General features: G+C 75.7%; 13 protein-coding genes. 4 read left to right on the top strand and 9 right to left on the bottom strand.

The features are described from left to right. Positions 1 to 154 precede the first annotated feature (154 nt). Entirely contained in the window at positions 155 to 991 is an 837-nt protein-coding gene (locus MN205_RS13055) for an alpha/beta fold hydrolase (protein WP_242127961.1), read from the top strand. 52 nt (positions 992 to 1,043) lie between these two features. On the opposite strand, the gene MN205_RS13050 is transcribed toward MN205_RS13055, so the two are convergent. The 6 genes from MN205_RS13050 to MN205_RS13025 form a co-directional block, all read right to left on the bottom strand. Next, on the bottom strand, positions 1,044 to 2,033 hold the full coding sequence (locus MN205_RS13050; RefSeq protein ID WP_242127959.1) for an ROK family protein: 990 nt from the start codon (positions 2,031 to 2,033) through the stop codon (positions 1,044 to 1,046). Between the two features lie 3 nt (positions 2,034 to 2,036). Then, positions 2,037 to 3,842, bottom strand: a complete 1,806-nt coding sequence (locus MN205_RS13045; protein ID WP_242127957.1) for a family 20 glycosylhydrolase — start codon at positions 3,840 to 3,842, stop codon at positions 2,037 to 2,039. Positions 3,843 to 3,900: 58 nt separating this feature from the next. Next, positions 3,901 to 4,782 (bottom strand): carbohydrate ABC transporter permease, encoded by an 882-nt coding sequence (locus MN205_RS13040; protein ID WP_242127956.1) that lies wholly within the window; start codon positions 4,780 to 4,782, stop codon positions 3,901 to 3,903. Beyond that, positions 4,782 to 5,777, bottom strand: a complete 996-nt coding sequence (locus MN205_RS21940; RefSeq protein WP_242127954.1) for a carbohydrate ABC transporter permease — start codon at positions 5,775 to 5,777, stop codon at positions 4,782 to 4,784. The genes MN205_RS13040 and MN205_RS21940 overlap by 1 nt, the downstream gene beginning before the upstream one ends. Before the next feature lie 31 nt (positions 5,778 to 5,808). After that, complete coding sequence (locus tag MN205_RS13030) at positions 5,809 to 7,092, bottom strand: extracellular solute-binding protein (RefSeq protein WP_242127951.1); 1,284 nt, start codon at positions 7,090 to 7,092, stop codon at positions 5,809 to 5,811. 85 nt (positions 7,093 to 7,177) lie between these two features. Next, positions 7,178 to 8,365 (bottom strand): ROK family transcriptional regulator, encoded by a 1,188-nt coding sequence (locus tag MN205_RS13025; RefSeq protein WP_242127949.1) that lies wholly within the window; start codon positions 8,363 to 8,365, stop codon positions 7,178 to 7,180. Between the two features lie 185 nt (positions 8,366 to 8,550). Between MN205_RS13025 and MN205_RS13020 the strand changes: the two genes are divergently transcribed. Together MN205_RS13020 and MN205_RS13015 are read left to right on the top strand one after the other, a co-directional pair. Further along, a complete protein-coding gene (locus MN205_RS13020) occupies positions 8,551 to 8,964 on the top strand; it encodes a hypothetical protein (protein ID WP_242127947.1) in 414 nt (137 codons plus the stop codon). Positions 8,965 to 8,977: 13 nt separating this feature from the next. Then, positions 8,978 to 9,196: a helix-turn-helix transcriptional regulator gene (locus tag MN205_RS13015; RefSeq protein WP_242127944.1), complete on the top strand. Its 219-nt coding sequence runs from the start codon at positions 8,978 to 8,980 to the stop codon at positions 9,194 to 9,196. A 79-nt stretch (positions 9,197 to 9,275) separates the two neighbouring features. Here the strand turns inward: MN205_RS13015 and MN205_RS13010 are convergent, their stop codons facing one another. From MN205_RS13010 to MN205_RS13000, 3 genes are all read right to left on the bottom strand, one after another. Then, the gene (locus MN205_RS13010; RefSeq protein WP_242127941.1) at positions 9,276 to 10,871 is read right to left on the bottom strand and encodes a phospholipase; all 1,596 of its coding nucleotides are present in this window, start codon (positions 10,869 to 10,871) and stop codon (positions 9,276 to 9,278) included. 102 nt (positions 10,872 to 10,973) lie between these two features. Next, a complete protein-coding gene (locus MN205_RS13005) occupies positions 10,974 to 12,557 on the bottom strand; it encodes an amidase (RefSeq protein ID WP_242127938.1) in 1,584 nt (527 codons plus the stop codon). Further along, positions 12,554 to 12,892 carry a hypothetical protein gene (locus MN205_RS13000; protein WP_242127936.1) on the bottom strand — a complete coding sequence of 113 codons (339 nt, stop codon included), beginning with the start codon at positions 12,890 to 12,892 and terminating at the stop codon, positions 12,554 to 12,556. Before MN205_RS13000 ends, MN205_RS13005 begins: the two co-directional genes overlap by 4 nt. 125 nt (positions 12,893 to 13,017) lie before the next feature. On the opposite strand from MN205_RS13000, the gene MN205_RS12995 reads away from it, so the two are divergent. Then, on the top strand, positions 13,018 to 13,854 hold the full coding sequence (locus MN205_RS12995) for a DNA polymerase beta superfamily protein (protein WP_242127934.1): 837 nt from the start codon (positions 13,018 to 13,020) through the stop codon (positions 13,852 to 13,854). The last annotated feature ends 29 nt before the right edge of the window (positions 13,855 to 13,883 follow it).

The raw sequence follows: 13,883 nt of genomic DNA, 5'->3' as shown, positions 1-13,883 counted from the left end.
AGCAGCACCACCAGGGCCACCACCCCGGCCCACCACAGCACCGGCGTGCCCAGCGAGGTGATCTTGCGCGCGTGAACCCTCAACCGCGCAAGATCACGGCGAGGTGGGGAGGGGCCGGTGGGCGGCGGGGGCTCCGGCGGTCCAGGGTGGGGGCGTGGAGACGTTCAGCAGGGACGGGCTCGTGTTCGACGTGCGCGACCACCGTCCGGCGGGGGGCGGCGGGACGGACGTGGTCGTCTGCCTGCACGGGTTCCCGCAGGACTCCCGGGCCTTCGACGCGGTCGCGCAGCGGCTGACGGGCCGGGGTCTGCGGGTCCTGGCGCCGGACCAGCGCGGGTACTCCCCCGGCGCGCGCCCGCCGGGCCGGGCCGCGTACCTGCTGCCCGAACTGGTGGGCGACGTCCTCGCGCTCGCCGACGACGCCGGGGCCGAGCGCGTGCACGTGGTGGGCCACGACTGGGGCGGGGTGGTGGCGTGGGCGCTGGCCGCCGACCACCCGGACCGGGTGCGCTCGGCGACGGTGCTGTCCACGCCGCACCCGGCGGCGATGAGGGCGGCGGTGCTGCGCGGGACGCAGGCGCTGCGCTCGACGTACGTGGCGGGTTTCCAGCTGCCCGCGCTGCCCGAGCGGCTGCTGCTGGCGCGTTCCGGCGCCGTCCTGCGGACGCTGCTGGTGCGCGGCGGGCTGCCGGCGGAGCGGGCCGCCGGCTACGCGCGCCGGATGGCGGAACCGGGCGCGCTGAGCGCTGCGCTGGGCTGGTACCGGGCGCTGCCGCTGCAGCGCGGCCGCACCGGCCCCGCGAGGGTGCCGGTGACGTTCCTGCACGGCGAGCGGGACCCCTTCTTCTCCCCCACCGCCGTGCGCGCGACGGCGGCGCACGCGCTCGGGGGTTTCACCGCCGCGGGGCTGCCGACCGGCCACTGGGTCCCGGAGCGGGAACCGGTGGCCGTCGCGGACGCCGTGCTCGCCGCGGTGCGCCGCGGCGCCTGAGCGCGCCGGCACCGCAGGGGCGGGCGGGCACCGCAGCCCCTCCCCCGGCGGTTCAGCCGGGCGCCGGGACGCCCAGGCGGGCTGCGCCGACGGCGGCGACCGGTGCCCCCGGCGGCAGCAGCGAGATCCGGTCCTCCACGGCCAGCCCGCGCAGGAAGGCGGACCCGGTGGCCTGCGCCCGCAGCGCTGCGGCCACCGCCTCCCGCAGCGGGGCGCCGACGGCCGCGACGCCCCCGCCGAGGACGACGCGCTCGGGGTCGCACGTCAGCGCCAGGGTCCGCACGGCCAGCGCGACCGCGGCGGCCCACTCGTCGCGCACCGCGACGGCTGCGGGGTCGCCGGCGCCGGCGGCGGCGAACAGGTGCTCCGCCGAGCGCCCCTCGTCGCCGTGCGGCCACGCCCGGCGCAGTGCCGCCCCGGAGGCCACCGTCTCCAGGCAGCCGCGCTGCCCGCACGGGCACGCCCGCCCCCGCGGGTCGATCGCGAGGTGGCCGATCTCCCCGGCGGCGCCGCGCGCGCCGCGCAGGAGGACCCCGCCGACGACGACGCCGGCGGCCAGGCCGGTGCCCAGCGACAGCAGCGCCAGGTCGCCGCCGGGGGCGAGCAGCTCCCGCGCGCCGAGGGCGCTGACGTTGACGTCGTTCTCCACGAGCACGGGCACGCCGCCCAGGCGCTCGGACAGGGCCCGGCCGAACGGGACGCGGGCGGTGCCGAAACCCAGGTTCACGGCGTCGCCGACGGTCCCGGCGACGGGGTCGACGAGACCGGGGATGCCGACGCCCACGGCGGTGGGCGGGCGGCCCGGACCCGTCGGCGCACCCGTCCCGGGCGGTTCCCGGGTGAGGTCGGCGACGACGGCGGCGGCGGCGTCCACCACGGCGCGCACCCCCTCGGGGGAGGGTGCGCGGCGGTGCGCCAGGACCGTGCCGTCGGGCGCGAGGGCCACCCCCTCGATCTTGGTGCCGCCGATGTCGAGGCCGACGCGCACCCCGTCCCGCCCGCCGGCGGCGGTGGGTCCGCGGCCGGTCAGCAGGGTCGTCACCGCTCAGCCCGCGCGGGTCTGCGCGTGCACGAGGTCGCGGCGCAGGGCGGTGAAGCGGGCGGTGCTGTCGTCCAGGCCCCCGGGCCGCGAGCGCAGCAGCCAGCAGGCGCGCTGCTCCTGCACGAGCGCGTCCAGCTCCGCCAGCAGCACCCGGGCGGTGGCGGGGTCCGGGCCGCCGGCGCCCTCGGCGCGCGGCAGCAGGTAGCGGGCGGCGAGCTCAGCCAGCCGGACCGCCTGCGTGACCTCGCGGACGACGACGTCGCCGTCGGCGCAGGCCGGTTCGGCGGTGCGCAGCTCCTCGCGGCAGCCGGCCAGCGCGCCGAGCGCCGCGCGCAGCCGCCCGGCGTCGGGCACGGCCCAGCCGGGCAGGTCGCCGGCCTCCAGCAGGGCGCGGTGCAGCGGGGAGGCGTTGAGCACCGGCACCCCCAGCTCGGCGCACACGCGCCCGGCGCGCACGAGGACGCGGCCGGTGGTGCCGGTGGGGTCGCCCAGGGCGTGCTCGTCGAGGACGGCGGCGACGTCGAGGTCTCGGTTGGTCTCCAGGCACCAGCTGACGGCGCCGCCGAACAGGGCGGGGCCGAACGCCACGGACGGCGGGTCCCAGTGGCCGTTGTCGCCCCAGGAGGTGTTCAGGTACCCCTGGGCGGAGTTCTCCAGGCCGACCTGGGCGGCGTCGACCATGTTCTCCAGGGCGTTGTCGAGGCGGCCGATCAGGGAGTTCCAGTTGCTCGCGCCGGGCGCCACCCAGAACGGCACCCCGGCCTCCAGCAGCAGCTTGGCACGGTCGCGGAACCCGTTGCGCAGGGCGGCGACGTCCACACCAGCGTCGCGCCACTGCTGCAGCTGCTCGGGGGACGCGGAGTCGATGACGGCGGCGGTCAGCGACGGCGAGTCGTACTGCCACACGACGGGCACGGCACCGGCCGGCACCCGGCCCATCAGCTCGGGGTGGTCGCCGAAGACGTCGGCCCAGAACTCGACGGTGTACCCGCGATCCAGCCACGGCTGCACGACGCGGGTGAGGTGGTCGAAGTAGACGGTGCCCAGCCCCTGCTCGCGGGCTCGGTCGGCGCTCTTGCCGGTACCCAGTTCGAAGGGCTCGTCGGCGCCGACGTTGACGCGGCGGGTGCGGAAGAGGGGCACGACCTCCTCCAGCAGCCCGGTGACGAACTCCGCGTTCTCGGCGGTCGGCTCGACGGTGCCCGGGGGGCGGTGCTTCCCCCAGGCGGTGAAGCCATCCTCGTTCTCGGCGCGCTCGGCGTGCGCCTCGTGCTTCAGCCACCGCTCCATGTGCCCGAACGTGTTCTGGTTGCAGACGAGGTCGATGCCGTGGGCGGCGCACAGGCCGTCGAGCCAGCGCACGTCGTCGGCGGTCATCGGGGACGCGTCCCGCCACACCTCCTCGTGGCCGCTGAACGCGAAGGTGTGCTCGGTGTACAGCTCGAGGGTGTTCACCCGCGCCAGGGCGAGGAGCTGCACCCAGCGGGCGAGGGTGCGGCGGGTGGGCACGCGGTCGCGGCTGACGTCGAGCATGAACCCGCGCACGGGGAAGTCGGGGTGGTCCTCCACGTGGTAGACGACCTCGCCGAAGTCGGCCCCGGCGCGCAGCTGGTCGAGGGTGGCCAGCGCGTAGCGCAGCCCGGCGGCGTCGGCGTGGGCGACGGCGACGCCGTCCGCGCCGGTGTCGAGGCGGAAGCCCTGGGCGGGCAGGGAGGGGTCCAGCACCACGGTGACGGGTGCACCGGGGGCGGGTCCGTCGCCGGGGGCGGCGGTGAGGGTGCGGGGGCGGGGGAAGGGGGTGACGGGCACGTCGGCTCCGATGCGCGGTCGGTCGGGTTCGTGGCGGGGTGGCGGGGCGGTGCGGGGCTCAGCCCTTGACGGCGCCGGCCACCATCCCCTTGGTCATGGCGTTCTGGACGAGCAGGAACAGGACGATGACGGGGACGGCGATGAGGCTGGAGCCGGCCATGACGCCGGACCAGTCGGTCTCCTGCACGTTCGAGGAGAAGGTCTGCAGCCACACCGGCAGGGTGAGGCGGTCGCCGGAGGCGAGCATGACGAACGCGAGGGTGTACTCGTTCCAGGCGACGAGGAAACCGAAGACGCCGGTGGCGACCAGGCCGGGACCCAGCAGCGGGAACGTGACGCGGAAGAAGGCGCCGATGCGCGAGCAGCCGTCCACCATGGCCGCCTCCTCCAGCCCCACGGGGACGCCGTCGACGAAGCCCTTGAGCATCCAGACGGTGAACGGCAGCACGAGACCGACGTACAGCAGGGACAGGCCGGGCACGGAGTTCAGCAGGCCCCAGCCGTCGAGCATGCGGTACTGGGAGATGAACAGCGCCTCGGCGGGGATCATCTGGATGACGAGGACCGCGACGATCGCGGCGCGCCGGCCGCCGAAGCGGAACCGGCTGAGCGTCACGGCGGCCAGGGTGGCACCGACGACGGACACGAGGACCGCCAGCAGGGTGACGGCCGCGCTGAACCCCAGGGAGGTCCAGAACACCCGGTCGGACAGGATGCCGGCGAAGGAGTCCAGCGTGGGGTGCAGCGGCGCCAGCAGGGGCGGGTTCTGCCGCAGGCGCTCCGCCGGCATGAGGGCGGAGTTCAGCATCCAGTAGACGGGGAACGCCCACAGCGCGGCGAACAGCAGCGCCACGACGTTCCACAGGCGCCGGTGCCGGTTCCGGGCCGTGGTGACCGGGCGCCGGGCGGCCGGGGTGGGGGCCTCGCTGGTCGTCGTCATCACAGGTCCCCCTGCTTCATCAGCGTGCGCAGGTAGCGCCAGGTCATCAGCAGGACGAGGACGAGCATGACGGTGGCGAGCGCGGACGCCATCCCGTAGTCGCCACCGCCGATGCCGGTCTCGTACACGTAGGTGCCCAGCAGGTTGGTGCGCTCGTTGTTGCCGGCCCCGGCCTGCAGCACCTTGATCTGGGTGAAGACCTTCATGTCCCAGATGATCTGCAGCATCAGCAGCAGGAGGACCACGGGCCGCACGATCGGCAGCACCACGTGGCGCAGGCGCTGGAAGCCGCCGGCCCCGTCGAGCTGCGCGGCCTCCACGACCTCCTCGTCGACCTGCGTGAGGGCCGCGTACGTGGACAGCGTCACCAGCGGCACCGACGTCCAGATGACGGTGACGGAGGCGACGAGGAAGAACGTCCACGCGCTGGCCGCGAGCCAGGCGTAGCCGTCGAAGGACTGCAGCCCGAGGGAGGTGAGCAGCCAGTTCACGAACCCGTACCGGGGCTCGACCAGCCAGGTGTAGACGGTGAGGGCGGCGATGGGCGGCATGGCCCAGGCGAGCACGAGGGCGGACTGCAGGAGGATGCGCGGCAGCCGGGAGACGTGCTGCATGAGCACGGCGAACCCGACGCCGAACAGCATCGTCACGGCGGCCGACACCGCGCAGAACGCGATGGAGCGGCCGACGACGACCCAGAAGTAGGGGTCGGTGACGACGTCGGCGTAGTTGCGCAGGCCGACGAACTCCGGCGGCCGGCCGAACTGCTGGGCGAGCCCGAACTCCTGGAACGACATGACGACCTGCCGCACCATCGGGTACCCCAGGGCCAGGCACACCAGCAGCACCGGCAGGCCCAGCAGGAGGTAGGGGGCCAGGCGCTGGCCGGTGCTGCGCCGGCGGGGTCTGGCCCCGGCGGCGGGGGCGCCGCCCGGCGCGAGCGCGCCGGGCGCGACCTGCGCGCCGAGTCGTTCGGGGGTGAGCTGTTCGGGCACCTCGTCTCCTTCCTGCCGGCCGCCGGTCCCGTCAGCCGTTCAACTGCTCCTCGAGGGTGGCGTCGGTCTCGGCGGCGACGGTGGTGACGTCCTCGCCGCGGGCGATGCGGACCCAGAAGTCGCGCGGGACGTTGTTGCCGTCGACGACGCCCCACTGGGGGCTGTTGGGGGTGAGCTCGGAGTTCTGGATGACGTCCTGGGAGATGTCCGCCGTGGGGCCGGTGAGCGCGGACGCGTAGGCGGTGTTGCCGGGGATCCAGCCTGCGCCGGAGGCCAGTTCGCTCTGGAACTCCTCGGAGTACATCAACTTCAGGGCAGCCTCGGACAGCTCCTGGTTGTGGTTGTTGGCGGAGATGCCGATGCTGGACCCGCCGGAGAACGTCTTGCCGAGGCTGCCGGGCTCGAGGCCGGGCAGCGGCATGACGCCGACCTTCCCGGCGTCCCACAGCGCCTGGTCGATCTTGCCGACGGCGTAGTTCAGGGAGCTGTAGATGCCGACCTTGCCCTGGTTGAACAGCTCGTAGGCGACCTGGGCGTTCTCGTTGGAGTCCAGGGCGTACTTCGTCGCGTTCTGGTAGAGGTCCTGCACCTCGCGCAGGGCGGCCAGCGACTCGGGGGTCGACAGCCGCCCCACCCACTGGTCGCCCTCCTGCTCGGCGTACTGCCCGCCGTAGGTGAACAGCCACCCCTCGTTGGTGTGCGGGTCCGCTCCTGCCAGGTACATGCCGGAGAAGTCGGGCACGCCCTCGGGGTTGGCGGCCTGCAGCGCCTTCGCGGCCTCGCCGAGCTCCTCGATGGTCCGCGGCACGGCGATGCCGGCCTGCTCGAACAGGTCGGTGCGGTAGAAGATCACGCGCGCGCCGGCGTAGAAGGGCGCCGCGTACAGCTCACCGTCCCAGGAGCCGGCGTCGATGAAGCTCTGGATGAGGTCCTCGCCGCCCAGCTCCTCCTCGAGATCGCCGATGGGTGCGAAGGCGCCGACGGAGGAGAAGGTGGCGACCTGCGTGTTGCCGACCTCGACGATGTCGGGGCTCTCGTCCTCGCTGGCGAGGCTGGTCTGCAGCTTCTGGACGATGCCGTTCCACTGCTGGACCTCGACGGTCATGTCGGAGCCGGGGTTCTGCGCCTCGAACTCCTCCTCGAGCCAGGTGGCGGCGGACTCGGGCACCGAGTCCTTCATGAACCAGACGCGGACGTCCTGGCTGGTGGCCTCGGCGTCGGCCGACGAGGACTCGCCGGCGCACGCGGCGAGGGAGAGGGTGAGGGTCGCGCCGAGCGCGAGGACCTTGGTGAACCTGCTGACCGGGAACGTCACGACGAGTCCTTCCGTGGTGTGCCGCGGGGCCGGGACGGCGATGCGGCGGCGGGACGGGGGTCTGGCGCGGAACGGGGTCGGGGGCTCAGCTGAAGCCGAGTTCCCCGGAGAGCACGAGGGCCGCGGCGCCCCTGAGCACCGCGGAGTCCTCCAGCGAAGCCGTGCGCACCCTCGGGACGTCGGTGGCCGTGGGCAGGCAGGCTTCCCGCACGCTGCGGCGCGCGGCGTCGAGGAGCGGTCCGGCGAGCAGGTCGCGCGGGCCGCTGAGCAGGACCTCGTCGAGGTCCAGGGCGGCGACGACCGGGGCGAGCGCGGCGCCGAGGCGCCGGCCGGCGGCCGTCAGGACGGCGCGGCGGCGGGCGGGCGGTCTGCCCTCCAGCGCCGCGGTGAGGCGGGGCACGGACAGGTACGTCTCCAGGCACCCGCGCCGGCCGCACTCGCAGGGCGGGCCGGCGGGGTCGACGGTGAGGTGGCCGATCTCGCCGGCGGCCATGCGGCCGCCGCGCACGAGGTGCCCGTCGAGGACGATGCCCGCGCCGAGCCCCTCGCCGACCATCACCGTCATGGACCCGGAGGGCGAGGAGCCGCCGTAGGTGAACTCGGCGAGCGCCCCGGCGTTCGCGTCGTTGACGACGTGCACCCCAGCGCCGAGGGCGTCGGTGAGCAGCTGCGCCAGCGGCACGTCGCTCCAGCCGAGGTTGGCGGCCTCGACGACGGTGCCGTGCTCGTCGACGACACCGGGGGTGCCGATGCCGACGCCGAGGACGGACGCCCGGGCGGTGGAGCGGGCCGACTCGAGGACGCCGCGGCAGAGCTCCTCCACCGCCGCCAGGGCCGCGGGACCCCGCAGCCCGTGCAGGTCCACGGTGGTCTCGCTGACGACCCGGCCGGTGAGGTCGAGGACGGCGCCGCGGGCACCGGACAGCCGGGTGAGGTCCACGGCGACGACGAGGTTGTCCTCCCCGCGCAGGCCGACGGGCGTGGCGGGTTTGCCGACGCGCCCGCCGGGGCGGGTCTCCAGCTCCGCGACGAGGTCGTCGGCGACGAGCCCGGCGACGATCTCGGAGACGGTGACGCGGGTCAGGCCGGTGGCGCGCGCCAGGTCGGCGCGCGAGAGCGGTCCGGAGTGGAACAGGACCCCGAGCACGACGGCCCGGTTGTGCGCGCGGGCCTGGGCGGGGAGGACCTTGGCGCTGGGGCGCAGGCCACCGCCGGGCGCGGGCCGCGGCGCGGTGCGCGGCCGGGGTGCGCCGGGGGCGGTGGACGTCGTCACCCGGGTTAGTTTCGACTCCTGACAAATGGTTGGCAAGGGGGTGGCCGGGGTTTAACGAGACCGTTACGCCGCGGCGTCCACCCCTGCCCCCCGCGGCGACCGAGGGAGCGTCGACCTCCCCGCTCACCGCGGGGGATGACAAGTCAGCTTGACACGGCGAGCCCCGAGGGAGCAGGCTTCCCACCATGACAAGCAAACTTGACACCGCGGGGCGCAGTCGCGGCGACCGCGCCCGGACGCACGCCTACCTGCGCGAGTTCCTCCCCGCGATCGCCGCGTACGTCCTCGTCCTGGTCGCCGTCCTCACCTGGGGCGACGTCGACGGCGACAGCCCGTGGCGGTTCGTGTGGGCGCTGCTGCCCCTCCTGCCCGTGCTCGCGGTGACGCGGGCCGTGGTGCGGGCGCTGCGGCGCTCCGACGAGTACGCCCAGCTGCTGCAGCTGCGGGCCCTCGCGGTCGGTTTCGCGGCCGCGATGCTCGCCTGCGCCGTCCTCGGCCTGCTGGGCGTCGCCGGCCTGGTGCTGCCGGCCGCGCCCTGGCTGGTCTTCGGCGTCGGGATGCTGTCCTGGGGCGCCGCCGCCGGTGTCGTGCACCGCTGACGGCCCGCACCCCGTGAGGAACCGCATCCGTGAGCTGCGCACCGCGCGCGGCTGGACCCAGGCCGCCCTGGCCGACCTGCTGGACGTCTCCCGCCAGACCGTCAACGCCCTGGAGACCGGCCGGTACGACCCGAGCCTGCCGCTGGCGTTCCGCCTGGCGCGCCTGCTCGGTGAACCCCTCGAGGCGATCTTCGACCCCGACGAGCAGGACGCGGCCGCACCCACCCGCTGAGGCGCCCGCTGCCGACGGTCGCGCGCGCGCGTGCGCCGCGCACGGCGTCGCGCCCGCCCGGCCGGCACCCGGCGGTGGTTCAGCGGCGGGACGCCGGGTCGAGGGCGAACCGCTGGACGGGGTCCGCCAGCACCCGCTGCCAGCGCGGGATCACCGGGTCGCGGTGCACGCGCAGCCGCCCGGGGGGCCGCGGTCCCCGGCGCCCTCCGGCGTACCAGGCGTCCAGGGCGGCGGCGCTGCGGCGCAACGCCTCCACGGCCCCGTCGGGATCGAGGAGGTCGGCGTCCTGCGCGTCGCCGCGCGGGCCCGGCCGGTCGAGGTGCTCGCGCAGGAGCTGCAGGCGCAGGTCGCGCGCGAAGCGGCGCGCACCGTCGCCCAGCCCGGCCGGGTCGGCGGGCTCGCGCCGGTCGCGGGTCTCGTCCAGCACGGCGACGGACAGCTCGGAGTCGTGCGTCCAGGAGCGGCGGTTGAGGTTGTCGCTGCGCACGCACGCCCACACGTCGTCGACGACGGTGACCTTGGAGTGCACGTACACCGGCTCGCCGGCGTGGTTCTCCAGGTCGAAGACGTGCACCCGGTCCCCGCCGGCCGCCCGCAGCAGCCGCAGCGCGCGCAACTGCCCCAGCAGCAGCGGCGGGGCCGCGATCCCGCCGCGCTTGGGTTCGCGGGGGACGAGCACGACCAGCTGCAACCCCGGCGCGGCGCGCAGGGCGTCGGCGAAGACCCGCACCACCTGCTGCGACCAGAGGAACTGCTCCTCCACGTAGACCAGCCGGCGCGCCCGGCGCAGCGCCTTGGCGTGGGCGGCGGCGATGCTGAACTCCCCGTCGGGGGCGAAGGGGTAGCGGGGCCGGCGCGGCGGGTAGGTCCGCAGCAGCTGCACCGCGCAGGAACCGTCCGCCCCCGGCACCGGCGGGGGCGCCGGCCGCTGCGGGGGCAGCGGCGCGGACCGGTGCCGCAGCCGGCGCCCCGTGCGACGCAGCAGGTCGGGCAACGCCTGCCAGGGCAGCACCGACAGCGGCGCGCGGTCCTCCCACCGCTCCCGGAACACGGTCTCCACGTCCGCCACGGCGGGACCGCGGACCTCGGTGTGGATGTCGTGCCAGGAGGGGTGGCTGCCGTACGCCTCCCCGAAGTCCAGCGGCTGCGGGTCCCCGGCGTGGGTGGCGTCGTCGCGGCGGCTGTGGGCCGGGTCCAGGCTGCCGACGAAGGCGACGTCGTCGTCCGGCCGCGCGGCGTGGCGGACCACGACGAACTTCTGGTGGTGGCTGCCCGAGTTGCGCACCCGCTGGTCCAGGACGACCTGCGCACCACCCCGCACGCGCTGGGCGAGGTGGCGGCGGCGGGTGGGCGACAGGCGCTGCCACTCCCGCGGCGAGCGCCACACCAGCCCCTTCACCACCGCCCCGCGGCGGGCGGCACCGGTGAGGGCCTGCGCGATCGTGGGGCCGTCCTCGGTGAGCCGCTGGTCCGGGTCGCCCTGCCAGTCGGCGAGGAGGACGAGGTCCCCCTCGCCGGTGGCCGCCAGGGCCGACGCCAGCACGGGGAAGTACGTCGCGCCGTCGACGAGCGGACGCACCCGGTTGCCCCGGCTCCACACCGGCAGGCGAGTGGCGTCGTTGCCGCGTTCAGCGGCGGTGAGGAACCAGTCGTGGGGGAACCCGTCGTCGCGCACCGGGCCATCCTGCCCGCGCGGTGGGACCGGGCGCGCGGCCCGGTCCCACGCACGGGCCCCACCGCCCTCCGCGTCGGGGAGGGCGGTGGGGCCGGCCCGGCGCTACTGGGCGGTGGCCGCCACCTGCTGGGCGTCCAGCCGCAGCGCCGGGGCGCTGAGCAGCCGGGCGCCGCCGGTCGGGTCGGCGGGACGGCGCAGGTGGAACTCGGTGATCGCCTGGTGGGCGGCGGCCACCTCGAGCAACCGGTCCTCCTCGTACGGCTGGCCACCGAGGATCACCCCCGTGGGCGCCACCGGCCCGCCGTCGTGGGCGGGTGCCTCACCGACCGGGAAGGCGATCTCCGGGAGCCCGAGGATGTCGAACGGCACCGGGGAGGTCTGCAGCACGACGTCGCAGCTCTCGAACAGCCCCGCGTACAGCTCCTGCAGCAGCCACGTCTTGGCGCGCTGGCCGGTGATCCACTCGTCGCCGGACAGCATCAACCCCTGCAGCCAGCTGAGGGAGCTCACGCCGAACAGCGTCAGGTCCTTCCGCAACCAGTGCCGGAACGGCTCGGTGCGCTCGGACAGCCGGACGGCGTTGAACGCCCCGGTGAGCAGTTCCCAGTCGGCGGGGTACGTGACGTCGACGATCGTGACGCCGCGCAGGGCACCCATCCGGTCCAGGAACCCCTGCCGCGCCGCGGCGACCTCCGGGCCCACGCCCTCGAACCAGTCCGCCGGGACGCCGATGCGGGTGTCCCGGCGAACCCGGACGCCGCGGCCGTCGCGCACGGGCGTCGCCGCCGTCACCAGGTCGGGGACGTCGGGCAGGCCCAGGGTCCGCGGGTCCGCGGGGTCCGGCCCGGCCATGACGGACGTCAGGATCGCGGCGTCCATCGCGTCGCGGGCCAGCGGGCCGGAGTGGTCGCGCGTGAACGTCAGCGGGATGATCCCCGCGATGGACGTGCGGCCCATCGTGGGTTTGAGGCCGGTGAGGTTCTGCTGCAGCGACGGGTTCGTGATGCTGCCGCCGGTCTGGGTGCCGATGGAGGACGCCGCCATCCGCGCGGCGACCGCCGTGGCGGGGCCGGTGGACGAACCGCCCGGGTCCACGGACGGGTCGTCCGGCGTCCACGCGTTGACGGTGGTGACCTCGCCCGCCGGGGTGGTGGCGCGCGTCGTCGCCAGCGGACCCATCTGCCCCTTGCCCAGCACGATGCCGCCGGCGGCGGTGAGCCGGGCCACCGCGGTGGCGTCGGAGTCCGGCACGAAGTCCGCGAAGACGGTGGAGTTCGCCGTGGTGGGCACCCCGGCGGTCCAGTAGTTGTCCTTGATGCACAGGGGGATGCCCGACAGGGCCCGCCGCACGTCCCGGCGGGCGTCCACCTCGGCGGCGGCCGCCAGCGCCGAACCGGCGGTGACGGTGTTGTACGCCTTGTAGACGCCGTCGAAGCGCTCGATGCGGTCCAGGTGCGCCTGCACCAGGTCGGTGGCGCTGAGCTTGCCGCGGCGCAGCAGCGTCAGGGCCTCGGCGACCGTCGCCTCCGTGGGGTCGTCCGCGGCGGCCGAGCGCACCTCGACGTCGGGGGCCGCGGCGGCCGCCGAGCGCACCGAGGTGGCGGCCGAGTACGCGACGGCACCCGTCCCCGCCGCGGCGGCGAGGAACGTGCGGCGGTTGAGGGCGCGGTCCGCGGCCGCGCTCACAGCGCCTCCTCCCAGCCCGGCGCCCACGCCGTGGCGACGGAGGGGTACTCCAGCGGCGCGGCGGCCTGCTGGGCGGCGGCGGCCTGGGCGGTGGTCACGTCGCCGCCGGTGAACCGCGGCTGCCAGCGGTTGATCGCCTCGACGGTCCCGCCGGTGCGGACGCCGTCCACGAGGGGGCCGGCGAGGAACGTGCGCAGGGACTCCATCGCGGCCTCGCGCGTGGGGACCCCGGTGGCCGGGTCGGCCACCTCGGGCAACTGGTGCAGGTCGACGCCGGCGAGCGACAGCCGGGTCGTGATGAAGGCGTCGAGAGCCTCGTCGGGCAGGTTCGCCACGGGTCCTCCGGGAACTGGTGGGGCGGTGTGGGCGCACTCAACCACCCTCGTGTTTCGGCAGTGTGACGCGAGGGGCGCCCGCGGACCCGTCGCCTCCCCGCAGGCCGACCTCCTACCGTGGGGACGTGACCACCCACCCCCACGCCGGCGAGGAGGCCCGCCGCATCGCCGAGGCCGGGACGGTCCTGCGCACCCGGGTGGGCAGCGGCGTCCACGGCACCGCGCTGTCCGGGCAGGACGACCGCGACGAGGTGGGCCTGTGCCTGGAACCCCGGCGGTTCGTCACCGGCCTCGCCGGGGTCCGCACCCCGGGCGGCCGGCTGGTCCCGTTCGAGCAGTACGAGTTCCACACCGCGTGGGAACGCCCGCGCGGGCTGCGGGAACCCTCCGGCCCCGGCGACCTCGACGTCGTCGTGTACGGGGCGCGGAAGTGGGCCCGGCTGGCGCTCGCCGGGAACCCCGCGGTCCTGCTGCCGCTGTGGGTCCCGGGGACCGAGGTGGTGCGGGTGACGGAGGCCGGGGAGGAACTGCGCCGCGAGTCCTGGCGGTTCGCCAGCCGCGCGGCGGGCCGGGGGTTCCTGGGCCACCTGCGCGCGCAGCGGCAGGCCCTCACGGGTGAGCGGCGACCCGGCGCGGCGCGGCGGGCGCGCAGCACATCCCCCACCGACCACGCCCCGAAACCCGCCACCCACGCGCTGCGGCTGGGCCTGCAGGGGCTGGAACTGCTGCGCACCGGCCGGGTCACGCTGCCCGTCCCGGAACCGGACCTGACGGAGCTGCGCGCCGTGCGGCGCGGGGAACGGTCCCTGGCGCAGGTGCTGGCGCGGCTGGACGACCTCGAGGCCGACCTCGGACGGGAGTCGCGCACCGCGGACCTGCCGGAGGGCGCCGACCGGGCGTGGGTGGACGGCTGGCTGCACCGCTCCCACGAGGAGTTCTGGGCGCGCACGGACGCCGCCTGACGCCCCACCCCCACCGCCCGGCCCCGACG

This window comes from Kineococcus sp. TRM81007 (genome assembly GCF_022669155.1).
Classification (GTDB): Bacteria; Actinomycetota; Actinomycetes; order Actinomycetales; family Kineococcaceae; genus Kineococcus.
Note: the sequence above shows the minus strand (reverse complement) of the source record. Positions and strands in the feature narration are given on the sequence as shown.

What these genes read in the sequence shown, in the direction of transcription:
- MN205_RS13040 (WP_242127956.1), bottom strand. Translation starts at nt 4,782, where the DNA reads ATGACGACGACCAGCGAGGCCCCCACCCCGGCCGCCCGGCGCCCGGTC.
- MN205_RS13020 (WP_242127947.1), top strand. Translation starts at nt 8,551, where the DNA reads ATGACAAGCAAACTTGACACCGCGGGGCGCAGTCGCGGCGACCGCGCC.